Raw genomic sequence first — 26787 nt, forward strand, 5'->3', positions numbered from 1 at the left:
GTCATGCTGATTACCCAACAACCTGTATTTCGCCGCTTCTGGTACCCCGTTATACCCATAAACCAGTTAGCGGAGGGCCCCAAATCCTTTACCCTGTTACAGCAAAAGATTGTAGTTTGGCTAGATGCTGAGGGCAAACCTGCTGCTGCGGAGGATCGGTGTTGCCATCGCACGGCTCAGTTGTCTTTAGGAAAAGTAGTGGATGGCTATATTGCCTGCCCATACCACGGTTGGCAGTTTGACGGTTGCGGCACCTGCGTTCACGTCCCCCAGTTAACTGAAAACGAGCCAATTCCTCAAACCTATCAAGTCAAAGCCTTCCACTGTGCTGAGCGGTATGGGTATGCCTGGGTATGCCTGGACGAGCCACTGATTCCGATTCCCGAAATCCCCGAAGCGAGCGAAGCAGACTTCCGGCAGGTGCATGAGTTTTACGAACCCTGGAAAGTTGCGGGCTTACGGGTTATGGAAAACGAACTGGATTTAGCCCATCCCACCTTTGTCCATACCACGACCTTTGGTAGCGCCGATCATCCCATACCCGATGACCTGAAATTAACCGAAACAGAATGGGGATTGCACGTCTTTGGCGTGCTAGGGGTGGTTAACCCAGAACTCCAACAGCAAAACCTCAAAATGGAAAATCGTGATACCGTCCGGACCCTGGACATGGACTGGTATATGCCTTTCACCATTCGCTTGCGAATCAATTATCCCAATGGCCTTTCTCACATCGTTGTCAACACCATGACCCCCATCGACGATGGCACCTCACAAATGGTGCAGTTCGCTTTGCGCAACGACACGGAGGCTGACACCCCAGCAGCCGATGTGATCGCCTTCGATCGCGCCGTTACCTTGGAAGACAAGACTATTCTCGAATCTACTGATCCCGATGTGCCCCTGCGAGCAGCCCTTGAGCAGCATATGATGACGGACAAACCTGGTTTGGTGATGCGCAAGAAAATTGCTGCGCTGCTCAAAGCCCATGGCGAAGTTGAGCAAACACGTCATATCCATCGTATGGGTGATTTAGAGGCCGAAAGGCTATCGCTAGAAGCAACGGTTTCTGCAGGAAGAGGATAGAAGGCTATGAGAAGGTGTTAAAGGCTCTTATGGCAACAGGAAAGGGCAAGGACAGGATGTAAGTCCGCAACCGGTAAGACCCAACAAGACCCTTCTCTGGATACTGCCCCTCAGCTTTCAGGTCTTCACTTCCCTGCTTCTCTACTGCCTTACCTGCCCTACGACTCTTTATCTCCTGCCTTCTGGCTTCTTTTCAAAACCCGTTATATGCGGTATCTGTGAAGCGGTAATGGTATTAACCATCCACATATTTATCCTTATCACGGGTAAGGAGCATGAAACTCGAAGATGATGTTATTCAGCCCGGGCCAGGTGCACCGCAGACTGGCTTTTGGGGGGCGATCGCTCGTTATTTCAACTTTAACCAGTATCAAACCAACTTTCGCACCGAAACGTTGGCAGGTCTGACAACGTTCATGACCATGGCTTATATCCTGGTGGTGAACCCGCTGATTCTGTCGGATGCCATTTTTCTCAATCAACCGGGCGATTTATTTGCCCAAATAGTCTTTGCCACAGCGGTTGCTACGGCTATCGGGACAGCGTTAATGGGGCTGATTGCTAAGTATCCCTTTGCCATGGCCCCTGGGATGGGCATGAACGCCTACTTTGCCTACTCGGTTGTTTTGGGTCTGGGTATTGACTGGCGCATGGCCCTGGCAGCAGTGCTTGTGGAAGGGCTGATCTTTATCGTGTTGAGCGTAACCGGGGTGCGTCGGCAGATCATCACGGCCGTGCCTGATGCGATCAAGATGGCAACCACCGTGGGCATTGGCTTATTTCTGGCCTACATTGGCCTGGGCAGTCTTCCCGATGTCGGGGGGGCTGGAATTATTGTCGCAAATGAGGCTACGAAGACCGCCTTTGGCAGCCTGCGTCAACCTCAAACCTTGCTAGCCGTATTGGGAATTTTATTTACCGTGTTCCTGATGGTACGCCGGGTACGAGGAGCATTGCTGTGGGGCATTTTAGGAATTGCGATTTTAGGTTGGGTATTGGGAGTGGCAGCCCCTCCTACGGCGATCGCGGCTCTTCCAGTATTTCCAACGGACCTCTTTGGGCAAGCCTTTGTGGGGCTGGGGGGAATCAACGCTGGCAACTTCTGGGATTTTGTGGTGGTAACCCTGGTGTTTCTATTTGTGGATATTTTTGACACGGTGGGCACCTTGACAGGAGTTGGCACCCAGGCCGGATATATTACACCTTCTGGAGAATTACCCCGCGCAAATCAAGCCCTGTTATCAGATGCGATCGGTACGGTTGCTGGATCAGTGCTCGGTACCTCTACCGTGACCACCTATATTGAGTCGGGTGCAGGGGTTGCCGAAGGTGGACGCACAGGCTTTACGTCTATCGTGGTGTCACTCCTATTTCTGGCCGCTCTCCTGTTTTCTCCGATCTTTCAGGCAATCCCGGCGTTTGCTACAGCACCTGCACTCCTTTTAGTAGGTGTTCTGATGATGAGTTGTGTCACTCGCATTCGTTGGGACGACTTGGGGGAAGCCGTTCCATCGTTCCTGACGATCTTCTTGATCCCGTTCAGTTTTTCTATTGCTGAAGGGCTATCCGCTGGGTTCATTACCTATCCGCTGATTAAAGTTTTTCAGGGCAGAGGGAGAGAGGTTCCAGTTGCGACATGGGTACTGGCGGTCATCTTTTTCATTCGGTTCGTCTTCAAGACTTTTGAGCTTGGGTAGGAAGTGATGCTGCATTTTCACAGCTCAAAAGAGAGCCCGATTGAAGTAGCCTGATCTATGCTTCAGAAGCCGGAGTTCTTTGAGGACGTCGGCTTCTAGCCTCCTAAAAACCGGGGATCTGAGGTACTCAAATTTCGCTGATGTCAGTGCTAACGTTTTCAATATTTCTATTCAGGCCAGCGTACCCGATAGCAATTCACTTGGATGTATTTTCCCAGCAATTCTCATTTTGAAATCAGGCCCGAAAACCGCGCGCCAAAGGCGCGCGGTTTTCGGGCATCAAAGCCAAGAGTTCACACCCTACGGGCGTGAACTCTTGGCTTTGATGCCCATACTGAGAATTGCTGGTATTTTCCTGACAGAATGGACAATTCTTGTTTGATACTGTAGACCCATGGCATGACCCGGATGCATCATCCATTCATCCGGGTCATGCCAACATTGGGTATTAAGCTTTAGAAATTTGGATTCACGTTTCAGGTTTTCAAAAAGTATTTCTTATCCTTCCTCATATTTTTACTAATACTTCAAGGTTAATTTTCATCAGTTACTTCAGCTTCTTCCACACCTTCAGCTTGATCACTCATTAGTTGTTTCATCCTATGACTTCCTCCAGTTCTCCTTCACCTTTCGCCATTCGTGGTGCATTTCTAGATCTGATCCAAGATCCTTTCCTGGTGGATGAAACTGAGTGTATTCGTTATATCCCGGATGGTTTATTGGTTCTAGAGAATGGCCGTATTCAAGCACTGGGAGCCTATGAAAGTTTGTGCCAGGACTACAGGCGTTTGCCTGTCGTGGATTATGGAGATCGCCTCATCATTCCTGGCTTGATCGATAGCCACGTCCACTACTCCCAAACAGAAATCATTGCTTCCTACGGTGCCCAACTGTTGGATTGGCTGAATACCTACACGTTTCCCGCTGAGAGAAAATTTCAGGAAGCCGCCTATGCCGAAAAGATTGCCAACTTTTTCCTCGATGAATTGCTACGTTATGGCACCACCTCTGCACTGGTATTGACGACAATTTTTCCGAAATCAGTCACCGCCTTTTTTGAAGCGGCCCACCAGCGTAATATGCGCATGATTACCGGGCAAGTGCTGATGAGCCGAAACGCCCCTCAGTACCTGCTAAACGATGCAAAAGTTGCTCAGGCCCAAACACGGGAACAGATTCAAACCTGGCATGGGAAAGGGCGGCAGCTCTATGCCATTACCCCCCGCTTTGCCATTACCTCTACTCCAGAAGAGTTGGAATTAGCTGGGGAACTGAAAGCCGAATTTTCAGATGTGTACGTTCACACTCACCTGTCGGAAAATCACGCCGAGATCGCCTTTACGGCTGAGCTATTTCCCGAAACGAAGGATTATCTAGAGGTGTACGAAAAATTTGGGTTGGTCAGCGATCGCTCCATTTTTGCCCACTGTCTGCACCTGAGCGAGTCAGAATTTGAGCGTATGGCAGAGGCAGGAGGGGCGATCGCCTTCTGCCCCACCTCTAATCTCTTCTTGGGCAGTGGTCTGTTCAAGCTGGATCATGCTCGCGCGAGTGGCATCCGGGTTGGTTTAGCAACGGATGTGGGGGGCGGGAGCAGTTTCTCCATGTTTGCCACCATGGCAGAAGCTTATAAAGTGATGCAGCTTCAAGGCTACAGCCTATCGCCCTTCAAGTCCCTCTACCTGGCAACTTTAGGAGCCGCCCACAGCCTTTCTCTAGAGGACAAAATCGGCAACTTTGAGGTGGGCAAAGAAGCAGATTTTGTCGTGCTTGATCGGCAGGCAACGCCGCTGCTGGCGCTTCGCAATGCAGGCCCCCTCCCGCAAACCGTGGAGGCTCTGGCCAAGCAACTCTTTGCCTTAATCGTGTTAGGAGACGATCGACTGGTTGAGGCGACCTATGTAGCCGGTGAAAAAGCATGGGCGAGGGCAGAAGCCTAGAGCCGGCAGTCATTTCCTTTAACGCGGCTAAACCTGCTCACGACACTGTTCATACTCAACCCTTCCATTTTGGAGCCATGTTTTAAGGGTGTTCTGGGGGTTGTGGTGTAAGGGGCACTTCGTGCCCCTTACACCACAACCCCCAGAACACTAACCATTTGGAGTGCCGCGCGTTACATAGCACTCCAAAACGTTTTGGATGAAGTGCCTGGGAATAAGCTCTAGGCTCTTCATTCAAAGCAGCCAAACCGAACAGAGCTATCGCTATATTGATGGATATGAATTTGAATTACGTCGTACCTAACCCTCTTTCAGATTGGCTTCCTGCGGCGATCGCCGTCCTTCCGGTTGCAGAATCGGGGAGCAAAGAATCTCTGGCACAAGTTGCCACAACCCTGACCATTCTGCTGCTTGTAGCGACCGGAGTAGCTCTGCTATCACGCCGGTTTCGAGTCCCTTATGTAACGGGGCTTGTGCTGGCGGGATTAGGGGTAACCCAACTGCTCCCTAACCCTTTACATCTAGATTCCGCGCTGATTCTAAACTTGCTGCTTCCCATTCTGCTATTCCAGGCCGCGATCAATACCGACGTCAGCCGATTGCGGAGCACCATTAAGCCTATTAGCCTGCTGGCTGGCCCCGGCGTAGCACTCGCGGCAGGCATTACCGCAACGGTGCTCAAATTTGCTCTCAATCTGGAGTGGATTCCAGCATTGCTGCTGGGAACGATCTTGGCCATCACAGACACGGTTTCTGTCATTGCCGTGTTTAAGGAAGTATCCGTTCCCAGCCGCCTGACGACCATTGTGGAAGGGGAAAGCCTCTTTAATGACGGAGTCGCCCTCGTTCTCTTTAGTTTGATTCTGGAGGTTTATACCCGAGGCTCGGTTACGGTGCTCGCCGGGCTTCAGCAGCTTGTGGTCGTGATTGTGGGGGGAGCACTCGTAGGACTGGCGATCGGCTCTTTATGTGCTGTCCTATTTGTGTCCCTCTCTGACGACCCTCTAAGTGGAATTTTATTGACAGTAGCGGTGGCGTTTGGGACGTTTCAGGCAGGCCATGGGCTTCAGGTATCAGGGGTGGTCGCGGTAGTTGTAGCGGGGCTGACGGTAGGCAATCGAGGCTTAAACCAATCGGTATCGGCTTCCAGCAAAATTACCCTGCTAAATTTCTGGGAATATGCCGACTTCTGCGTTAACACCTTCATTTTTTTGCTGATTGGCCTGGAGGTCGAGCCCCGTCTATTGTGGAATATTATTCCGTCCATTCTGCTGACAATTCTGGCCTATCAGGTCGGGCGGGTTCTCTCGGTATACCCACTCCTTGCAATTTCAAACCGCTTTGATTTGCCTATTCCCCTGCGATGGCAGCATGTGTTGTTTTTGGGGAACATCAAGGGGTCACTCTCAATGGTTCTCGCCCTGAGCCTACCGGCCTCGCTGCCCGGACGCAGTGATCTGATTGCTCTGGTATATGGGGCTGTTTTTGTCTCCCTGATTGGTCAGGCACTCAGCCTTCCCTGGTTGGTCAAACGGCTAAATATCGCAGCTGTGTCAGAATTCCGTCAACAAATTGAGGCCTTGCAATCGCAGTTGATTGCAGCTAAAGCAGCGCAGAACGAGTTGGCCGTGCTCCACGACACAGGGGTACTTCCGAAGTCTGTCTATGAGGAAATGCGTTCTAGCTACCAGGTTCAGGTGGCAGAAGCTGAGAAACAGCTGCGAGACCTTCATAACCGTCGAACCGATCCCCTCATTAGTAGCCAGGGTGGTGCCTCCAAGCTTAATGCGGTGCGACGGCGACTTTTGATGGTTGAGCGCGGCGCACTCAACGACGCTATACGGAAACGAATTATTTCTGAAGAAGTGGTTACACAGCGCTTGCGGTCGATTGATGATCAGTTGTTTAGACTGGAGGACGAATAAAATCTAGGCGCTGTTCTAGACGTGTGGTTAGTTGTTGTGAGAGAGGGTTTCTAGCAATTCAATCAAAAGATGCGACTCATGTTCCACGTACTGGGTAAGCGGGACGTAGAACATGAGTCGCATCTTTTTTGAGTGCGTTGTGGTGTGCTTTGCACACCACAAGAACGCGCAAGTCCTAAAGATATCGAATCCGGTTAAATAATCACCAAGGTGGTTATCCAACCGAAGGTTCTATAGCTATCTGGCGATCGCCTCAATTCAAAATGCGGGTTGCCGGAAGACATTCTTGCAGAAAATCAATCACGGGGTGCAAAGATTCAGGTTTAGTAGCCACCAGAACAGTAGACTCGGGCTCTAGAATGGTTGCGCCGTTAGGCACCATCAAGTTTAGGTGGGGATGGGGTTGATAGCCAATAATCAGTGAGTTGGAAGGGAAGCGGCTGTCCTGGGCAATTTCAGCAATGCTGCGCCCGATGACATGACACGCTGAGGGGATAGCCAGTTTCAGCACTTCGATTTGCCCCTGTTCAAAATGCATCATAGATTCTACCTGGGGGTATTCCACCGCATTCACCATAGTGGATACAGCCAGATCTACCGTGCTGATAATGCGGTGAGCTCCCGCATGGCGTAAGGGTTGTTCAAAATCCCGGTGGCGCATCCGAGAAATGATGTGGGGTACATCGTAATGCCGCGCCAGGGACACGATCGCCAAATTCAACGCATCATGGCGCAGCGCGGCACAGACCACATCCGCTTTTTGAATGCCTGCTTCATTCAGAGCTTCAGTGCTGACGGCACTCCCTTCAAATGCCATGACTCCCAGTTGGTCGCGAGCGCGGCGACAAGCTGCTGGGTCAATGTCAATCATGGCAACGGTATGGCCTAATTTGACCAGATTTTGTGCCAAAGTCAGGCCAATTAGCCCGGCCCCTCCAATCAAAACGTACATAGCTCTCCCCAGTTGTTTTCTTTACTGTATGCGGTTGCCACAGGATTTAGGGCAATCGAAGATACTGGAAAGGCCAATGGGTGCCCCTTCCAGTATGCGTGAGGACAGACCTCAGACTTTGTGTAATAACCCTTTCACTTCCTGCACGACCCGCTGCTTACTGGCGGTTAGATGACTACGGATAGCCATCGTCGCTGTTTCAGCGTTACGTTGGGCGATCGCTTCATAAATCCTTCGATGCTCCTCGCGGATATCCAGCACATAAGGGTTGTGCTGAGTTGTTTGTACCCGCAACAGCGTCATCTTATCGAACACCTGATCCAGTAAATGGGTCAGCCAGCGATTCCCTGATGCCTCGGCAATATGGCGATGGAACTGGCAATCCAAATCTAACTGTTGCAACGAAGACAGTTCTTTACCGGGTTCCTGTTGCTCCGCCTCCAGAACCAGGGCATAAATGTCTTTTAACTGGATCTCCGTAGCATATTGACAGGCTCCCATGACCGAGAGGGCTTCCAGAGCAATGCGGCAGTCATAGAGTTGCTCCGCATCTTCCACCGAGATAGTGACAACCCGTAACCCACCTCCCTGGTCATCCGTGACCAGCCCCTCCTGCTGGATCTGGCGGATCGCCTCTCGCAGGGGAGTGCGGCTGACCTTCAGCCGCTCGGCCAATTGAGTCTCTACCAACCGTTCCCCCGGCATTAACTCTCCCGATAGGATGCTGGCTCGCAAGGCTTCATAGGTTTGGCTGTGAAGCGATTTACCGCGCCGGACAGATTGCAGGCCCAACAGAATAACTCCTTGCGTGCAGGGGACTAAGGGATATCAAAAGTTTAGCTTCCCCGATAGGTGCTGTAACTCCAGGGAGACACAAGCAGGGGAACGTGATAATGGGCTGTGGCATCGGCAATGCCAAACTGAATCGGGATTCGATCTAAAAAAGCAGGGTTCATCAACTCAGTTAGGCTAGCAAAGTAGTCTCCCACAGCAAAAACCAACTCATAGCGGCCGACTCGAAAGGCGTCATCGCTGAGAAGAGGAGCATCGGTACGCCCATCAGCATTGGTGACCACAGTCGTGAGCTGGGTACGAGAACCGGCTTCATCAATCTCCCATAGCTCGACAACAATTCCCGCCGCGGGACAGCCCCGAGCCGTATCGAGAACGTGAGTCGTTAATTTTCCAACCATGGTTCAGGGGAAAGGGGCGGAATCGGCTTGAGTAGCGGTAATTTGGAGCAACACGTTACTTCAATCACCGTTACTCAAGATTGAATACTAAAGTGTATCCCTTGAACGGCTAGCCTGAAAGAGTGCGGGTTTATCTTCGGGTTTAATTTCACAACGGCGACGCCTGACCTCTTGCACCAATTCTGCCGAGGGCTGACGCAATTCTTCCGGGGAGCCGGGATGCAACCGTCCCAAAAACAGGTAGCTGGCTAAACCAAAATATTCGCGCAGGGTCAGGATAGAACGACGGGCACTGCTGATCTTTCGCGACAGGTCAATCGGATGCGGAATAACGGTGAAGCCTCGCCCCCGAAAGGTTAGATAGGCCCGTAGCATGTGAGGGCGATCGCTCACCAAAATAATCTTTTGAATACCGTGAGGCCCTAGAAGGACGGAGGTCGCGTAGGCTTCATCCTTGGTGGTGCGCCCGCAATAGGTACCATTTACCTGAGCCAGGGAAACGCCATAATCATCCAAAGCATCCGCAACATATTGGAAGTTACCACGCCCGGTGATAAACAGGTTAGGGGCACGTTTGTCTTGCAGCAATTGCAAGGCAACAGGGTAGCGATCGCCCCGCTCATACGCTCCCCGTCCGAGCACCACAATGGCGTCAGCGCTCTCCCCCGTATCGGGTGGCACCAGGGCCATCAGGAGCCCCTCGGTGAGGGCAACGACGGGTGGAGAAATCACCATCCAGTAAACCGCCAGGGTGATAATTAACCCCCGCAAAATTTGCCTCCGGAGAGCTGGATAGCTCCCTAGCACCAGCAAGGCCATAGCAAACAGCAGAGCCAGGCTGACAAACCGTGGACTAATGAGCAGGTCGTAAATCCCCCAATTCAGGCTAGACCAGTTTCCACCAATAGACCGTCGCAGGGTTTCCATCATTCAAGCGGTTGTCACATGATACCAGCACGTCGCCTTCAATCTAACCTGGCTCTTTTCCTGAGCGAATGCCCATCACTTACCAGTTATGAACTTTTGATAGGGCCTCCCATATTGTAAAGATTAGATAAGGATAGAGGCCGACCTGGCACTAGTAGGCCACGGCCTAAGTTTGCAACCTATGTTTTTGTGTGGGGTGCTTCGCACTCCACACAAAAACATAGGTGATGGATTTCCGCCTCAGCGTACTAGTAGGCCACGGCCTAAGTTCGTCACCTATTTTGGTGTGGGGTGCGAAGCACCCCACACCAAAATAGGTGATACATTGACGCCTCAGCGTACTAGCCATAAAGGAATAAGCAAGACACCCGGTGTTTTTAGAAACACCGGGTGTCTGAGATGGTTGAGCGATAATTCGCTGATAAACCAGCTATTTCTGAAGGGAAAGGAAAGAGGCCATGGCAGGGAAAAGGCCGGAGGGGCGATCGCCCGAAAGCCCTGTCAAGGCTCCCAAAGCAGCACTCACCAGACGTGAGGGTTGTAGGTCATCCTTCACCAATTCCCACAGCCGCTGCACTTCATCAGTGTGCAGGCGATCGTCCTCAATCAACGCTAGCAACAACTGACGACGCAGATACAAACCCTCCTCAGAAAGCAAGTATTGCAGCCCCAGCTGAGCCGTAGGAATGAGATCAAAGCTGGAGTCCGTACGAGCAATGGAAATTAAGTTTTCCAGGCGATGCCATTGGAACTTGCCATCTTTGAACAACAGTTCAAACAGACGACGGCGTAGCTCAGGCGTTTCCCCAGTCAGCAGACGGCGAGCCACGTAGGGATAAGCCACCTCCAAAATCTTGAAGGACGGATTGAGGGAAAGTGCTAACCCTTCCTGCGTGACAAGGGAGCGGATAATTAAGGCAAATTTGGCGGGCACTCGGAAGGGATAATCATACATCAACTCCGAGAACTGATCCGTGATCGTCTTGAAGTTGAAGGCACCTACATTCCTGCCGATCGCATCTCCCAATACTCGCTCCAGGGCAGGAATGATAGGAGTAATGTCAATGTCGGGGGTCAAAAAGCCCAACTTGACAAAATCAGCAGCAAGGTCAGAGTAGTCCTTGTTAATGAGATGGACAACAGCATCCACCAAGGTTTCCTTAGAATCCTGGCCCAATTGGTCCATCATCCCGAAGTCAATATAAGCCATGCGGCCATCCGGCATGGCGAACAGGTTGCCGGGGTGAGGGTCAGCGTGAAAGAAGCCAAACTCTAGCAATTGCCGCAAACCAGATGTAACGCCAATTTCGATCAACCGATCGGGGTCGAGGCCAGCAGCCCGAATTTTCTCAAAATCATTGAGCTTGAAGCCATCAATCCACTCCAGGGTCAGCACATGGGTAGCGCTGTAGTCCCAGTAAATACAGGGGACTTTAACCTGGGGGTCGTTAGCAAAGTTGCGAGCGAATAGTTCGGCGTTGCGACCTTCGTTGCCGTAGTCAATCTCCTCGAAGAGCTTGATACCAAATTCATCCACAATCAGGGTCAGGTCATGGCCCAGATTGAGGGGCAGCCAGGGCGACAGCCAACTGGCCATCCAGCGGATGAGGAACAGGTCTAGCGTCAACGTTGGTAACAGATTGGGACGTTGCACTTTGACAGCAACCTCTTCCCCAGAAAACAGCTTGGCCCGGTATACCTGGCCTAAACTGGCGGCCGCTACTGGATGCGGTGAGATTTCGCTGTAAATTTCAGCGATGGGCCGCTCCAGCTCTGTTTCGATGATGTTGAAGGCGATCGCATTGGGAAAGGGCGGCAACTGGTCTTGCAACTTGACCAGTTCCTCCAGATAGTCTTTGCGAATCAGGTCAGGGCGGGTGGAAAGTGCCTGCCCAACCTTAATGAAGGTGGGGCCTAACCGGGTGATCGACTGGCGCAATTGCGCAGTGCGGCGAGGTCGATTTGCTTCAGTTTGACCGAACCAGTCATCCAACTTGAGGGAAACGACAAAGCCCCCCAAATACCAAAGGATCAGGAACATACGCCACAGGCTGAGCCAAGGGCGGCGGCTGTAATAGCGGGCGATCGCTTCGGAATCGTAGCGCTTGAGCCGACTTAGAGGGAAAAGACTCACGCTGGAAATATCCTCTCAAACCATGAACCTGAACTGTGTTCACAGACGTCAAACCTGCTGTTACCTGCCGGACGAAGAGAGCGAGTTATCGCAGTCTCTTAATACGATCGCAACCAGAGCAGGCTTGAGCGGGCTTGAGATACAGCTGACTTACTCAGGCAGCTGATGGCATCTATTAACCATCGTATAAGAAACTACACTTAACTAAACCAAAGCTTTCGCAAAAGTTAACTATTGTAACCATAGAAATACGGATTAGCTCGGCCCCAAAATTTATCCTTTTTGGGGGTTGAGCCAGCTGAAGCTTAAGAACTCTAATCCTTACGATCACGTCTCCCTGGCCTCGCAAACTTGCGCTTATACTCGCGTGTGGAGTTCCGCGTTAGGCTCTCGAACATGTACCTCAACCAGACATGTTCCTACCATAGATTTACCTCATCACCTTTAGATTCCTCCATTTGGGCAGTTCTTAAGATATTGGCCTTTAGCTATCTCTATTTAAGAGACCACTTAACGGCTATTGCTAGCGTCTTCAAGGGAAACCCTGCCTACTTGGCAGGCACGTCTTTATTCACCCACGAAGCTACCTTCAGTAAGGTGCCCTAAATTACCTATCTTTTCGCACAGACTGGGTTGACTTAGCGAAAGCTTTCGGGCGGTTGCCATGAAAGAGGTGCTGCACAGATCGTTGCATGACGAAGCCGCTCAAGGGTGCATCCCAACTTTTGCGGGTGAGGCAGGCTTCGCCTCACCCGCAAAAGTGGGATGCACCCGCCGCTTAACAATTCGCGCAGGACGTCTAGAGAATTGGGCCAGAGAGGCGAACTTTTGCAAAACCTTAAACACCCCATTACTTGCCATTAATGCAGCAGCGACCGTCCCTTAACCCTACATCTGTAGAGTCTGGATCTGGGTGGGTATGCCTGCTCGTTCTGGTGGCCCTCAGAAGATGAACTCGATAAGGCTTGCGGCTTGAACAGCAGAATACCCCCGCGTGACAGGTAAGGGGCCTTTTCAGGGTTTCCCTGAAATGATGGTTTGTTACACCAAAGCCCCGACTAATAGCTGCATTCATTGAGTTGAGAACACATCCAGATTTTATGACCCTCAAACGTAGACATTTCCTGGCGTTCCTGGGTGCCAGTGCCGGTTCCGTTGCACTACAACCCCTGGTTCAAAATGGGGCTTTTTTGCGAGGTGCTCCTGCTGCAGCTGAGTCAATCTCTGCGGAGCTTCCGTTTACCCCGATCAAAGGGGCAATGCCTGTAGCAACCGATGGGGTTGCACCGTTCCGACAAGCCGTGGAATATAGCAAGTTTGCAGTACAGGATGATGTCGTACTGCCGGACGGCTTTACCTATGACATTGTTGCAGCCTGGGGTGACCCCGTTGGAGATTCACGGTTTGGCTACAACAGCGATTACATCTCTTTTCTGGAGACGGCTCCCGGTGAAGGGTACCTGATCAACAACCACGAGTACATCAGCGCTACCCCCTGGAACGAGACCTACGAAGAGGTCGTTGGCAAATCCATCCCTATTGCTGATATGGTTGCGGTCTCAGAGGCAGCGGGGGAGGATGGCATCAACGCCTTTGGTTTGGCTGACAGCGATCCCTTGAAGGGGAAAATTGCCGAGTATTGCAAAGAGGCGTTGATTGATATTGGGCTCTCGGTCATCTCTGTGCAGCGGAATGCAGAGGGTCGTTGGGTGCGCACAAATTCCAATGCCGATCGCCGGATAACCGGTATGTCTGGGCTGGAAGATAGTCGTTATTTGAAAGCGACCGGGCCAGCAGCAGCGGTATTTCGGAAGACCAGCGGTATCGGTTATATCGATAGCCTGGGCGATCGGATTGTGGGCACACTCAACAACTGCTCTGGTGGTACGACACCCTGGGGAACGGTGCTGAGCGCAGAAGAGAACTTCCAGGACTTTGTACCGGAACAAATCCATGCTGATGGGACCTCCTTCGATCCCGCCAAGAAGGCCTTTTTGGTTGGCAAAGAAGGTATTGACGGCCTGGGTAATGTCTTTGGCCTGGCAGGGAACAAATATGGCTGGGCTGTGGAGATTGACCCGGCAAACCCTCGTGACTTTGGCACCAAGCACTCCTGGTTGGGGCGCTATCGCCATGAAGGGTTTGGCATTCGGGCAGAAGCGGGTAAGCAACTGGCGGTGTATGGGGGGTGCGATCGCCGTGGTGGCCATGTCTACAAGTTCGTTAGCACAGGCACCGTCAGCGACCCCACCAGCAAGGCCAACTCGCGTCTGATGGAAAGTGGCATGCTTTACGCTGCCAAATTTAACCCAGATGGCACAGGCAGCTGGATTCCCTTAAAGGCAGATACTCCTGTTAACCCCGAACTGCCCAGCATCCATGTCGGTGGCATGATCACCCTGCCTAATCGTCCCGATGGCGGCACGATGAAGGTCGAGGATGATGGAGCGATCGCCACCTACAAATCCCAATTTCCTACGCTAGGTGCTCTCTACACAGGTGCCCCTGAAGAGGTGCAGGGTGCCATCCTGATTGACGCACACTTCGCCGCCAATGCCGCCGGGGCTACCTGCACAGCCCGGCCCGAAGACACCGAACTGGCTCCTGATGGCACTCTATATATTGCTTTCACCTCGGGTGCTCCCAGCGGCAGCGACGGCAGCCCCAACAAACTGGTATTCCAGGCGCCCAATGGCGAATCTGAATGGGAGTATGGCTGGATTGTCAAGCTGGTAGAAGCTGACCCCGCCTCCATGACGTTTCGGTGGGAAAGTATGGCCCTGGGGGGCGAACCCGCCGAGGGAGGCGCAGGTTTTGCCAACCCCGACAACCTGGAGTTCGACAGCAAAGGTAACCTGTGGATGGTAACGGATATGTCGAGCGATCGCCACAACAAGGAGATCACCAGCCGTGTGGATGCTGAAGGCAAGGCCATCAGTCAATCCAATCTGCGTGGCCTTTATGGCAACAACTCAGTGTGGTACATTCCCACATCTGGCCCCAACGCTGGCGAGGCCTACCTGTTCGGCTTTGGCCCTATGGATTGCGAAATGACGGGGCCGTTCTTTAGCCGCGATCAGCGCACTCTGTTCATCTCGGTGCAACACCCGGGAGAAATTAATGGTCGACGTCAGGATATGGCGACCGCAACTCGTAAATTTGCCATGAAGACCACTGCAGGCGAAGAGTTTGCGCAGGAGCGGGAGGTGCCTGTCGGGTCGAATTGGCCCGGAAAAGGCCCCAATAATCCACCTAAACCTGCCCTAATTGCAATCAGGCGTACAAATGGGCAAGCCCTGGTCTGATAATCTAGAGTTCGATCATTGACAAATTCAAGCTGGGGGGTCGTCCCTGGCTTCTCTAAGCTTCTCAAAACTCAAAAAGAGACTCTCTGCGTGAATTGCTGTGTGGCTTTGCTACACAACAATTCATGTCTTTGTCAGTGAGGCGCATCCTCATATTGGATTTGTGTCTCTGCTCTACGTGAAAATCCCTTAACTCGCACTCAAGTTACTGAATACTCAGATGTTCATCCTGGTGAATATTAGCGATCGCCCGTTGCAAATCCGAATTATGTAACCAGCCTACAAACCCAGCGTATCGGCATGTCCCTTCGGCATCGGCAACAAAGACGTGAGCCACCCCAAATACGTTTGTCCAGGTGCGCAACGTCCCCCCATTCTTCAGATGGAAGAGAACCTTGCTTTTCGCAAAATCCCGCATATGGCCATCGGTCATGCCGGGGACCGCATGTAACCGATGAATCACGTCATCTAACACGACCGCCTCTCCCACCTGGAGCCCGACCCAGAACTCGCGGATAGTCGCAGCCACACTGGAGTGGCTGCGGAGAGCGGGATGGGAAATCCCTGGGAGCCGCACAAACTGGGCATGTGGAAAGCGGGTACATTCCACAGGAACGACTCCATCGCTACCTCCGTCCAGGTCGCCAGCAATAATCAGGGTGGGCACTATGGCAGCAATGTGGGCAGCAAGCGCCTTCCGGTTCTTGCCCAAATCGCCTGCAATACCAACCCCGACTTGTAATGGATCGAGGATACGGCCTAAATCAGCACCACCCACCGGCGACCCCACCAGCACGAGAGAATGCACATTGGCGCGCCAGGAGGGATTGCGGTTCAAAACTTCCAGCCATATCAGCCCGCCCATGGAGTGCCCCACAATCCGCAAAGGAATACCAGGATGACGGGCCATGGTGGTTTGGGCGATCGCTTCCACTTCCTGAATGAGCGGGTCAATCCGCAACCAGGTTTGTACGTAGTTGAGGCTGGACGCCACCACTTCTGTACCGGGGATAGCGAGTTGTTCTCCTAATTTCAGCATGGCCCGGTTGTCATCGGCCCAACCATGCTGCAAAAACAAAATTACGTTTGGCTCCCTAAAAGGCATGAATTATGGGTGTCATGAATCAACAGGTCGTGCGAACCTTGGCAAGCTTATACAGCATCTCTAATCAATTTGGTGAGGTACGAGAGATAGATATGGGATGGCATCTCACATCTATCTCTCGTACCTCACCGGATCAGAAAGGGTTATATGACGCAAGTATAGCGATGCCCCCCCAGGGGTTAGGATCTGTTTGAAAGGATATTTTTTCGTATGCGAAATGCATAGAAAAATTAACCTTATGGGAGGTTCTACAACACACCTCTGTAACGCAGCAGAGCCTTACAAAATACTGCCAGCAGAGGCTAATTAACTCAATTCAACTCAACTTCATAATGCTGTGCGAAGCTTCGCACAGCATTATGAAGTTGAGTTGAATGATGTTTACCGATTGATTGCCAGTGCCGTGTTAGTTGAGAAATCAGGAGCGCGTGGAACACTGCTCTTGATTTCCTAACTAACACGACAGGGCTACGTCAACGAGGAAAACAACGATAAGGCATGCTAAAACCCACCCCTGATGCCATCCATGCATCCGTTTCCTAGAGTGTATTGCTCTCTTTGTGATCTCATGAGGCCAGTGGGCATATTAAACATAAGTGGCTAACTCATCCCTGATTCCTGGTTGGCTAACCTTCTCCTCCCGCAATCATGTCCAACGTACGCCCTTGTTACAGTTTTCAGGGTAGTGTCAATGCTTTTCAGGCTTTGCCAGCGACCCCGTTTACAATTCTTGTGGTGGATGATTCTGCGGTCGCCCGTGCGACATACATCCAGTATCTAAAAGCTGCCAGTGACGTTCCCTACCACTTTCTGCAAGCAGGCACCCTGGCTGTAGGGCTTGATCTATGGCGATCGCACCATCCCGACATAGTGTTACTGGATGTGCGGTTGCCTGATGGGGATGGATTACAGTTTCTCGAGATGGTTGGGGCGGAGCCATCAGAGCGGCGATCGCCCGTTATTGTCTTAACGGGGCATGGCGACGAGCGGACGGCAGTCAGAGCGATGAAGCTGGGAGCCGCTGATTATTTGGTAAAAGGGGATATTACATCCGTTTCCCTCTACACCTGCATCAATCAGGTACGCGAGCATACAACTTTGATGCGGCAACTGCTGCGCTCGCAACGGCAGGAGGCATTGCTGGCTGATATCGCCTCCCGCACTCGGCAACATCACGACATCACCGAGATTTTGAGCGCGATCGCCCACGACACCCGCGAGTTTTTGAAAAGCGATCGCATCCTCATTTACGAGCTCAGCCCAGATGGCAAGGGGGAGATTGTTGCAGAAGCGATTGCCACTCCCTGGGCCTCATGCCTGGATACGCCCCGCATTGATTTATCCTTTCCCGATGACCTGAGTGCAGCCTGTCAGGAGGGCAGTCTCTTCGCAGTTGCAGATATTGATCTGACCCACCTATCGGGAGAGCATGTTCAACGGCTGCAAGAGGCGCAAGTGCGGGCTGCTGTGGTGATGCCAATCCTGCGACCACCCAAAGTTAATCAACCCTTATGGGGGTTGCTAATCGTTCATCAGTGCACATCTCCACGATGCTGGGACGAAAGTGATGTCAGCTTTCTACAACAACTATCTGTGCAGTTGGCGATCGCCCTCCACCAAACAGAACTGGATCGCTCCCTGCAAACCTTGAACGCATCTCTGGAACAAAAAGTAGAGGAGCGCACCCAAGAATTACACGCTGCTTACCAGCGGGTCAACCAGGAACTGGAGGAGCGGCGGCGGGCAGAAGCAGCCCTAGAGCAGCTTGCCCTGGAGAGACAAAAGACCCTCCTTTCCCTGCAAGAAAGCGAACAGCGCTATGCGACCCTGGCTGCCAGCGTTCCGGTGGGTATTTTTCGTACCGATGCGGAAGGGAATTGCATCTATGTCAACCAACGCTGCTGCGAGATTACGGGCCTCCTTCCCGGCTGTTCCCTCGATTTCTCCTGGCATCGAGGAATTCATCCAGACGATCGCGAGAAGGTAGTCACCGAAGCGGCTCGCGCCTTTCAGGAAAGCCGCTCATTCTTGATGGAGTATCGCTTTCTGCACCCTGATGGAACCGTGCGTTGGGTACTGGTGCAGATGGAAGCCGAACAGGATACCTCAGGGCATATCACCGGGTACGTGGGCAGCCTGACGGATATTAGCGATCGCAAACAAAATGAAGAGACAGCGCGCTTGCTAGCAGCCGTGGTGGAATCTTCTGATGATGCCATTATCACCAAGACGTTAGATGGCATAATTACCAGCTGGAACGCTGGAGCTGAACGTCTGTTTGGGTATACCAGAGCGGAAGCCGTGGGACAACCCATTTCTATGCTGTTTCCGCTGAAGCCTCAAGACGAGGAGCCATCCATCAGCGAACGACTCCAACGGGGCGAGCGAATTGAGCATTTTGAAACGGTTCGTATTCACAAAGATGGGAACCCGGTGGAAGTTTCCATTACCGTTTCACCATTAAAAAATGAAGCAGGTCGAATTACAGGAATTTCAAAAATTATTCGCGATATCACCGAACGCAAGCGTTGGGAAAAGGCTCTACAGGAGAGTGAGGCCCATCACCGAGCGTTGATCGACGCATTGCCTGATTTGATTATGCGGATCAATGGGGCGGGAGTTTACCTGGAGTTTGTAGCCACCCCTAACTTCGATATTGTGGGTAATCTACCCAAGATGGTCGGCACCCATGTCTTTGAAACCTTGCCACCTGAAGCAGCCCAGAAACGGATGGAGGCTGTTCAGCGGGGCTTAAAAACCAAGACGGTTCAGATATATGAACAGGACCTTTCCATTGACGGGAGAACCCAGGTTGAAGAAGTCCGTATTGTTCCTTACAACGACAACGAAGTATTGGCGTTGGTTAGAGATATTAGCGATCGCAAACAAGCCGAGCTGGCCTTGAAGCAAAGCGAAGCCCAGAGCAGCGCCATTTTAAAGGCAATTCCTGACTTGATGATGCGGTTGGGGATAGATGGCGTCTATCGAGCATACATGACCCAATACCAACAATTGGATGTTATTCAGAAGGGGGTCAACCCTATTGGCCAATCGATGCTGAATTTGTTGCCTCCGGAGATGGCCGAACGCCAGTGGCACTATTTGAATCAGGCTGTACAAACCGGTGAGTTGCAAATTTATGAGCAGCAAATTCAACTGGGCGATTACCTCCAGCACGAGGAGGTGCGGGTCATTAAAAGCGGCGACGATGAAGCTCTATTTATGATTCGGGATATTACCGAACGCAAACGCACAGAAGCCGCCCTTCAGCAGAGTGAACAAACCAATCGCACTATTGTTGAGAGCATCCCTGATCTCCTCATTCAGATGGACTGCGAGGGGCGTTACAGCCGCATGCTAGGAGGCAGCGGGGTGCGGGTTAGACAGCCGGACTGGTCAGCGACAGAACCTGAAATTTTCAACGTATTGTCCCAGGAGCTAGCAGAGCAGCGGCTTTACTACGCTAACCGTGCTATTGAAACCGGGTCTTTACAGGTTTACGAGCAGATATTCAACACGGGTAGTGAATCCATTCACGAGGAAGTTCGAGTTGCCCCGCTCAATGAGCGGGAAGTGCTGATTATTATTCGCGATATAACCGATCGCAAACGCGCAGAAGCAGAGCGATTGCAAGCCGAAAAGGCACGCGTAGAGCTCCATTTGCTTGAACAAATTCTTGATGTGGTCCTAGCAGGCTATTGGGATTCTGATCTGGTGAACCAGCAAGAATACCTCAGCCCCGGGTTCAAGCGAATGTTTGGCTATACCGATGAGGAACTACCCAACCTACCTGGGATATGGGAGACCCTAATTTTTCCCGAGGATTTGCCAGGAACCCGGGAGTGTTTTAAGCACCATGTTCAAAGCCGAGGCGTTATTCCCTATTACAACGAGGTGCGTTACCGCCATAAGGATGGCTCAACCGTATGGGTAATTTGTTCGGGCCAAGTCATTGAATGGGATGCTGAGGGTAACCCACTCCGGATGATTGGTTGCCACATTAACATTAGCGATCGCAAACAAGCCGAAGTGGAACGGCAGCGGTTGATTCAGGAGTTATCTGATTTCAAATTGGCCCTGGATGAAGCGGCGATCGTTGCCATCACAGATGCCCAGGGAGTGATTACCTATGTCAACGATCGCTTCTCTGCCATCTCCGGCTACTCCGAGGAGGAATTGATTGGCCAGACCCACAGTCTGGTCAACTCGGGCTACCATCCTCCAGAATTTTTCCGAGATCTATGGAGTACGATTGCCCAGGGCGAGATTTGGAAGGGCGAGATTTGCAATCGTGCCAAGGATGGCAGCCTGTACTGGGTGGAAAGTACTCTGGTTCCATTTTTAGATGCCCAAGGTCAGCCGTTTCAATACCTCGCCGTTCGCTTCGACATTACCGATCGCAAACTGGCCGAAGTCACCATTCAACAGGAAAACGCCTTCCGCCAGCAAATTGTTGAAAACATGGCAGAAGGGCTGTGCGTTTGCCACGCTCTTGAGGAGTTGCCCTATCTTCGTTTTACCGTCTGGAACCAGCAAATGTTCCAGATCACAGGCTACACCCAGGAGGAAATCAATACCCTGGGATGGCACATCCTGTTCCCCGATATGGAAACCCAAGAGCAGGCGAGGACTCGCATGACCCGCATGCACGAAAACGACTTCCTGATCGCGGAGGAATGGGACATTCAGCGGCAAGACGGGCAGCGACGCACCATTGCCATTTCAACCTCACTCCTCTCCAGCAGCGAGGGACAGCTCTACGTGCTGGCGTTGATTCAAGACATCACCGCGCGCAAACAAGCGGAGAAGGCATTGCAAGAGTCTCAACAGTTCATTCAGACAGTCGTCAATACTGTTCCGCTCCCCCTGCTTTGGAAGAATCAGCAGTCTGTCTTTTTAGGCTGTAATCAACAGCTCGCTAAAACATTGGGCTTGCAGTCTCCAGACGAAATTATTGGCAAAACAGATTTTGATTTTTCACCAACCCCGCTCGAAGCAGAAGCCTACCAGGCAGCTGATCGTTGGGTCATGGAGGAGGAAGAGCCCAAACTGGGTATTGAAGAAACCTTGACCCTTCCCAATGGGGAACAGCGGTGGCTTGAAACTCATAAAGCCCCACTGCGAAACTGGGCCGGCGAGGTGGTCGGCATTGTGGGCATGTTTCAAGACATCACGGCTCGCAAACAAGCAGAGGCAGAACTGCAACGGACTAACGAGGAACTGGCCCAAGCGACGCGCTTAAAAGATGAATTTCTCGCCACCATGAGCCATGAGTTACGCACCCCACTCAACGCCATCTTAGGGATGACCGAGGGATTGGTTGAAGCCGTTTTCGGTGAAATCAATTCCCAACAGCTCAGGGCAATTCAAACCATCGAACGCAGTGGTCACCATCTGCTGGAGCTGATCAACGACATTTTAGATATTGCCAAAATTGAATCCGGGCAAATGGAGCTGGACTGCATTCCAACAGCCGTCACACCTTTGTGCAATGCCAGCATGGCATTCTTCAAGCAACAGGCAGAAAAGAAGAAGATTGATTTGCTTCTCAATCTGCCCTCCGACCTCCCTTACCTATGGGTTGATGAGCGCCGCATTCGGCAGGTTTTGATCAACTTGCTCAACAATGCCGTTAAATTTACCCCTGAGGGAGGGCAGATTACGTTGGAGGTGAGCCTGCAAGAGGGGAAAACCTTGGGCGATCAATCTCAGAGATTTTTGCGGTTAGCTGTCACTGACACCGGAATTGGAATTTCTCCAGAAAATATCGGTAAGCTCTTTAGACCGTTCATACAAATTGATAGTGCACTCAACCGCAAGTACGAGGGAACTGGGCTGGGGTTGGCGCTGGTCAAGCGGATTGTTGAACTCCATGGCGGGCAGGTACGCCTGACCAGCGAGGTCGGAGCGGGCAGTTGTTTCACGATTGATCTGCCTTGTGTACCATCGGCAGCTTCTGGGTCCGAAAGCGCAACAAGCCGGAAATCCATGGCAGCCACCTTTGTCCCAGACGCAGGCCCACTCATTCTATTAGCAGAAGATAATGAGGCCAATATTGGTACCATCTCAAGTTATCTACAAGCGAAGGGCTATCGGATTCTGCTGGCTAAACGTGGTCAGGAGGCGATCGCCCTCGCTCAGGCCCAGTCTCCCGATTTGATTCTGATGGACATTCAAATGGCAGGGCTAGACGGACTGGAAGCCATAGCGGCAATTCGCCAGACCCCTCGTTTGAGCAGTGTGCCGATCATTACAATGACGGCTTTCGCAATGGAGGGCGATCGCGATCGCTATCTCGCGGCCGGGGCCAATGACTACATCACCAAGCCCATCAAGCTAAAGCAACTGGTAGAGGCGATCGCTGACCTTTTAGTGCCTCATGGAGATGACCTATGAAGCAGCCTTATATTTTAGTGGTCGATGACGAAGCAGATAACTTTATGGTCATCGAGGCCCTCCTGAGCAAGCAGGATTACGAATTACACTATGCAGCCGGTGGAGAGGAGGCGATCGCCGCTCTCCATGCCTGTCTCCCGGACTTGATCTTGCTGGATGTCATGATGCCTAGAATCAATGGCATTGAGCTGTGCCAGCACATTAAGTCGAAACCCAAATGGCAGGCCATCCCCATCATTATGGTTACGGCGTTGAACTCGAAGGCAGACCTGGCGCGGTGTTTGGCGGCCGGTGCAGACGATTTTATCAGCAAGCCCGTAAACTCGATTGAACTACGGGCTCGGGTTCAATCGATGCTACGCATTAAACACCAGTATGACGACCTGCAAACCCTCTTGAAGTTGCGGGAAGACATGGTCAACATGGTGGTTCACGACTTGCGAAATCCGCTCAGCAGTATTCTTTTTGGGCTGGATGTTCTCAGAACTGCCGGGTATCCCCCCGAAAAGCAGCAAGCGAAGCTCTCACAGATTCATGGTTCAGCTCAAGCATTACAGGGGTTGATTGATGACCTGCTCAAGATTGCGCTGCTGGAGTCGGGAAAAATTTGCCTGAACTGCACAGAGGTGGATATGGTGGCGCTGGTGCAGTCAGCGGTCTCAAATTTTGAGGCGATCGCAGCCCAGAAAAAACAATCTCTTGTCAGCCATCTGCCGAACGTGCCGCAACAAACGGTGTATGCGGATCCGGCCATTATGCACCGGGCCTTGGATAATCTCATCTCCAACGCCATCAAGTTCTCTCCCCGCCAGGGCGAAATTATGGTGAAGGTAGACTATCCATCTTCAGGGCATTGTCAAATTCAAGTCATCGACGCTGGCCCGGGGGTACCTGAGGGCTTGCAGCAAAAGATTTTCGAGAAGTATGAAGTAGGCACACTGATGCCAGATGTATCGCAAATTGGCTTGGGCCTGGCCTTCTGCAAAATGGTAGTAGAAGCCCACGGAGGCAAAATTAGCGTCCGCAATAATGAGCCTAAAGGTGCCATTTTTGAAATTACCCTGGCAGCATTAGCAGCATGATGCAGGGGTGGTATGGCGCGTGAAACGCGCCATACCACCCCTGCATCACTTACAGCGCTTTGCGCTTGAATCAGCCACGGTTGTTTTTGTGAGAGCCGAACTCAGAGCGGCTCTCACAAAAACAACCGGATTTTAAGCGATTGAAAAGCGCTGTATGAAAAGCATTCAGATGTGTGAGCCCTGGAGCGATGCAAGTTAATTCGGGCGTCGCATGGAGAAGGGACGCGGAGGGGTTGGCGAACCTGACAGATTCATCTGGAGGAAGCGCTCTAGCCAGCAGTTGCGCCAGGCCATGCGAACAAGCAATGCCCAGACGAAAGCCAGCAGCGATAACGTCAAATAGTTGATAGGCTGTAGCACGGTCAAATCAAAGGCAGATCGCAAACCGGGTACCACCAGTAACACCCCAAACATGATCAACATCGCCAGCGCCATAAAGGGGTAGCGCAAATCACCACTGAGTGGTGCACCACCCACCCAAAAGCGCGTAGGGGGCTTCAACAGCAGAATCAGCAGCAGCCCGCAAAACACCAGAAAGGCGACCAGAGCACTGCGGGCCGCAAACAGCGCTTCAATCACGCGTTCCTGGGTAATGACCTGGCCCAAGTTGCGCAGAGGGGTGTTGCCATCGAGCAATCGCAGCAGTGGCGTAATTTGATTGACCGTGTAGCCGATATACACCAGAAGACTAAACAGGGACAGAAATGCCATAGCAGGCAGCACAAAGGTGGCGAGCGATCGCACCAACCCTCGATGCGACTCTTTACCGGGTTTTGCCCACAGCGTTACCCCCAGGGTAGGAATACCTTCCGTTAGCAGGGTCAGAACGGCATTGTGCTTGATGGTCAGGGGAAAAATCAGCCCCGGCATAACCAGGGTCAGCATCAAAATGACAAACGCAGATACTCGCACAAGAGAGATTTTGGTCACGTCCTGAATGCTATTGCGAATGCGTTGTCCTTCGAGAAAGGCATCGGGAAGGGCTTCAAAAGAATCGTTCAGGAGCACCATATCCGCGACTCCCCGCGTAATCTGGCTACCGCTTTCCATAGCGATTCCCAGATTAGCCTGCTTCAGGGAGGGCACATCGTTGACCCCATCCCCCATCATGGCAACATACTGCCCCTCACCCTGAAATGCCTTCACAAGCTGGGCTTTTTGGTCGGGAGTAATGCGGCCAAAAATGGTGGACTCCATCGCCGCCTGGGTGAATTGGGCCTCGTCCATCTCTGCTAATTCAGGTCCAGAGATGGATGGGAGATCTGTGCCAAGCCCGGCCTGCGTCGCCAAGGCAGCGACCGTGGCGGGGTTGTCTCCTGAAATGACTTTCACCTGAATGCCTCCCTCACGGAAGCGGCTTAAAGTTTCATGGACGCGGGGCCGCAACTCATCCCCAAAAAACAAGAGTCCTAGGGGCCGTAAATCGGATGGTAGCGCCGGCAGGCCGACCTGGGCGGTTTGCAGAGAGATGAGAGTGTGGGTTTTAGCAAACAGCAGGACCCGTAGCCCCTGGGCAGCACCATCCTGAATCGCTTGCTCTATTGTTGCATCCAGGGGCACGACCGTCTTGAGGATATCAGGGGCACCCAGGACACAAACACCTGAATCTGAGAAGCTTTTGAAAGTTTGGGCGCTCCATTTGTAGGCGGAGGCAAACGGAATCTCTTGATCCACAGGGCGTTTTTCGCCTGGGCAGGCACGGGCGATCGCCTCATTCGTCGCGTTGCTAAAGGAGGCGCTGGCAGCGTACTGACCCAGTTGCGATCGCAACTCAGCCTCAGAAATCCCAATAGGCAACACCGAGAGTAACTGAATCCGATTTGCCGTCAAGGTTCCGGTTTTATCTAAACAGATCATATTGATATGGCTGAGGGATTCTACCGCATTGGCCTGCTGCACTAAGGCATTACGATCAGCCATGCGCAGGGATCCCATAGCATAGGCCAGGGTAATCATCAAAAACAGGCCACTGGGCACCAGGCCTGCAATAACGGCAGCATTCTCCACGCTCTGGGCGAAGGGCGTCAAACCCATCATCATCGAGATCCCAGCCAATAGCCAGAGAAAGATGGCGGTGATCAGCAGCACCCGTACAATCAGGTTAATTTCCTGCTGTAAAGGGGTAAGGACGCGGCGAAAACTTTTGGCTCCAGCGGTGAGCTGGTTGGCATAGCTATCAAGGCCTACCTTGTCAGCCTGGTAGTGAGCGGAGCCACTCACGCAGAAGCTTCCTGAGTAAAGCTCGTCTCCCAGGTGCTTGGCGATCAGATCGGATTCTCCAGTCAACAGAGACTCATCCATATTGATTTCACCGCCACCGATAACGGTGCCATCCACCACGATCTGAGTACCAGGTGTGACGACCAGCACATCTCCCAGTACCAGGTCGTTGGGATCCACCGTTTGCTCCGTCCCATCCCGCACCACCGTTACTTTAGGGCGGTTCACCAGCGCGAGGGCATCCAGCTTGCGCTTAGCGCGGATTTCTTGAACAATATTGGCGATCGCATTGGCCGAAATTACAAAAGCAATCACGCCGACATCGTCAGCTCGCCCCAATAAAATGAGGATCACGCTAATTCCAAACAACACCATGTTGATGAAGGTCAACAGGTTGTCCTTCAAGATGTTGGAATAGGTGCGGCTCGTTTGCAGGGGTAGTTCATTCCCCTGCCCGGCAGCGCGGCGTGTGGCTACCTCCTGCTCAGAAAGGCCTCGAAGATCGGTGGATGCAGTGAATGCAGATGAGGTCATTACAGTACGGTATAGTCGGCCAAAGCGTTTCCAGCATTCTATAGCGATCGCCCACCCTTTACAGCGTTGCCCATTTTCGTTGGGTCTGAGAAAGCCTGTAGGAGCACAAACTTCTTGAAACCCCAAATTTTGTTTAACAATACTCTGGGCAGTTTTTCTGAAACCCTTGATTTCGCGTGCGCGAAGCGCACGCGAAATCAAGGGTTTCAGAAAAACTGTCCGAACTAATGGTTTAAGAAGTACAGCAGAGCCAGGCTTTTGAACAGAATTTCGGGTTTTAATTTGTATGTG

Annotated in this window: 14 protein-coding genes; 7 read left to right on the plus strand and 7 right to left on the minus strand. The window is 52.1% G+C overall.

What is annotated here, in order from left to right:
• The first annotated feature begins 3 nt into the window (after nucleotides 1-3).
• The 4 genes from NDI52_RS21140 (at nucleotide 4) to NDI52_RS21155 (ending at nucleotide 6648) form a co-directional block, all read left to right on the plus strand.
• A complete protein-coding gene (locus NDI52_RS21140; RefSeq protein ID WP_190770078.1) occupies nucleotides 4-1086 on the plus strand; it encodes an aromatic ring-hydroxylating dioxygenase subunit alpha in 1083 nt (360 codons plus the stop codon).
• 275 nt (nucleotides 1087-1361) lie between these two features.
• Entirely contained in the window at nucleotides 1362-2783 is a 1422-nt protein-coding gene (locus tag NDI52_RS21145) for an NCS2 family permease (protein ID WP_190770077.1), read from the plus strand.
• A 602-nt stretch (nucleotides 2784-3385) separates the two neighbouring features.
• On the plus strand, nucleotides 3386-4723 hold the full coding sequence (gene guaD / locus NDI52_RS21150) for a guanine deaminase (protein WP_190770076.1): 1338 nt from the start codon (nucleotides 3386-3388) through the stop codon (nucleotides 4721-4723).
• Nucleotides 4724-5001: 278 nt separating this feature from the next.
• Nucleotides 5002-6648, plus strand: a complete 1647-nt coding sequence (locus NDI52_RS21155; protein WP_190770075.1) for a sodium:proton antiporter — start codon at nucleotides 5002-5004, stop codon at nucleotides 6646-6648.
• Between the two features lie 253 nt (nucleotides 6649-6901).
• Here NDI52_RS21155 and NDI52_RS21160 read toward each other — a convergent pair whose 3' ends face one another.
• The 5 genes from NDI52_RS21160 to NDI52_RS21180 all read right to left on the minus strand — a co-directional run bounded on the left by NDI52_RS21160 (nucleotide 6902) and on the right by NDI52_RS21180 (nucleotide 11854).
• On the minus strand, nucleotides 6902-7600 hold the full coding sequence (locus NDI52_RS21160; RefSeq protein WP_190770074.1) for a TrkA family potassium uptake protein: 699 nt from the start codon (nucleotides 7598-7600) through the stop codon (nucleotides 6902-6904).
• A gap of 111 nt (nucleotides 7601-7711) precedes the next feature.
• Nucleotides 7712-8392 carry a GntR family transcriptional regulator gene (locus tag NDI52_RS21165; protein WP_190770073.1) on the minus strand — a complete coding sequence of 227 codons (681 nt, stop codon included), beginning with the start codon at nucleotides 8390-8392 and terminating at the stop codon, nucleotides 7712-7714.
• Nucleotides 8393-8436: 44 nt separating this feature from the next.
• Nucleotides 8437-8793, minus strand: a complete 357-nt coding sequence (gene uraH / locus NDI52_RS21170; protein WP_190770072.1) for a hydroxyisourate hydrolase — start codon at nucleotides 8791-8793, stop codon at nucleotides 8437-8439.
• An 87-nt stretch (nucleotides 8794-8880) separates the two neighbouring features.
• On the minus strand, nucleotides 8881-9723 hold the full coding sequence (locus tag NDI52_RS21175) for a YdcF family protein (protein ID WP_190770071.1): 843 nt from the start codon (nucleotides 9721-9723) through the stop codon (nucleotides 8881-8883).
• 427 nt (nucleotides 9724-10150) lie between these two features.
• Nucleotides 10151-11854 carry an AarF/ABC1/UbiB kinase family protein gene (locus NDI52_RS21180; protein ID WP_347280035.1) on the minus strand — a complete coding sequence of 568 codons (1704 nt, stop codon included), beginning with the start codon at nucleotides 11852-11854 and terminating at the stop codon, nucleotides 10151-10153.
• 1100 nt (nucleotides 11855-12954) lie between these two features.
• On the opposite strand from NDI52_RS21180, the gene NDI52_RS21185 reads away from it, so the two are divergent.
• Complete coding sequence (locus NDI52_RS21185; protein ID WP_190770070.1) at nucleotides 12955-15159, plus strand: alkaline phosphatase PhoX; 2205 nt, start codon at nucleotides 12955-12957, stop codon at nucleotides 15157-15159.
• Nucleotides 15160-15364: 205 nt separating this feature from the next.
• Here the strand turns inward: NDI52_RS21185 and NDI52_RS21190 are convergent, their stop codons facing one another.
• Nucleotides 15365-16264, minus strand: coding sequence for an alpha/beta hydrolase (locus tag NDI52_RS21190; RefSeq protein WP_190770069.1), 900 nt, complete (start codon nucleotides 16262-16264; stop codon nucleotides 15365-15367).
• A 648-nt stretch (nucleotides 16265-16912) separates the two neighbouring features.
• On the opposite strand from NDI52_RS21190, the gene NDI52_RS21195 reads away from it, so the two are divergent.
• On the plus strand, nucleotides 16913-22660 hold the full coding sequence (locus tag NDI52_RS21195) for a PAS domain S-box protein (RefSeq protein WP_190770068.1): 5748 nt from the start codon (nucleotides 16913-16915) through the stop codon (nucleotides 22658-22660).
• Nucleotides 22657-23742: a hybrid sensor histidine kinase/response regulator gene (locus tag NDI52_RS21200; RefSeq protein WP_190770067.1), complete on the plus strand. Its 1086-nt coding sequence runs from the start codon at nucleotides 22657-22659 to the stop codon at nucleotides 23740-23742. Before NDI52_RS21195 ends, NDI52_RS21200 begins: the two co-directional genes overlap by 4 nt.
• A gap of 195 nt (nucleotides 23743-23937) precedes the next feature.
• Here the strand turns inward: NDI52_RS21200 and NDI52_RS21205 are convergent, their stop codons facing one another.
• Nucleotides 23938-26496: an HAD-IC family P-type ATPase gene (locus NDI52_RS21205; protein WP_190770066.1), complete on the minus strand. Its 2559-nt coding sequence runs from the start codon at nucleotides 26494-26496 to the stop codon at nucleotides 23938-23940.
• Between the last annotated feature and the right edge of the window lie 291 nt (nucleotides 26497-26787).

Origin of the sequence: Leptolyngbya sp. PL-A3, from assembly GCF_039962325.1 — a bacterium.
Taxonomy (GTDB): domain Bacteria; phylum Cyanobacteriota; class Cyanobacteriia; order Elainellales; family Elainellaceae; genus Vacuolonema.

What these genes read in the sequence shown, in the direction of transcription:
- guaD (WP_190770076.1), top strand. Translation starts at nt 3,386, where the DNA reads ATGACTTCCTCCAGTTCTCCTTCACCTTTCGCCATTCGTGGTGCATTT.
- NDI52_RS21145 (WP_190770077.1), top strand. Translation starts at nt 1,362, where the DNA reads ATGAAACTCGAAGATGATGTTATTCAGCCCGGGCCAGGTGCACCGCAG.
- NDI52_RS21175 (WP_190770071.1), bottom strand. Translation starts at nt 9,723, where the DNA reads ATGATGGAAACCCTGCGACGGTCTATTGGTGGAAACTGGTCTAGCCTG.
- uraH (WP_190770072.1), bottom strand. Translation starts at nt 8,793, where the DNA reads ATGGTTGGAAAATTAACGACTCACGTTCTCGATACGGCTCGGGGCTGT.
- NDI52_RS21190 (WP_190770069.1), bottom strand. Translation starts at nt 16,264, where the DNA reads ATGCCTTTTAGGGAGCCAAACGTAATTTTGTTTTTGCAGCATGGTTGG.
- NDI52_RS21160 (WP_190770074.1), bottom strand. Translation starts at nt 7,600, where the DNA reads ATGTACGTTTTGATTGGAGGGGCCGGGCTAATTGGCCTGACTTTGGCA.
- NDI52_RS21140 (WP_190770078.1), top strand. Translation starts at nt 4, where the DNA reads ATGCTGATTACCCAACAACCTGTATTTCGCCGCTTCTGGTACCCCGTT.
- NDI52_RS21195 (WP_190770068.1), top strand. Translation starts at nt 16,913, where the DNA reads ATGTCCAACGTACGCCCTTGTTACAGTTTTCAGGGTAGTGTCAATGCT.
- NDI52_RS21185 (WP_190770070.1), top strand. Translation starts at nt 12,955, where the DNA reads ATGACCCTCAAACGTAGACATTTCCTGGCGTTCCTGGGTGCCAGTGCC.
- NDI52_RS21155 (WP_190770075.1), top strand. Translation starts at nt 5,002, where the DNA reads ATGAATTTGAATTACGTCGTACCTAACCCTCTTTCAGATTGGCTTCCT.
- NDI52_RS21205 (WP_190770066.1), bottom strand. Translation starts at nt 26,496, where the DNA reads ATGACCTCATCTGCATTCACTGCATCCACCGATCTTCGAGGCCTTTCT.
- NDI52_RS21200 (WP_190770067.1), top strand. Translation starts at nt 22,657, where the DNA reads ATGAAGCAGCCTTATATTTTAGTGGTCGATGACGAAGCAGATAACTTT.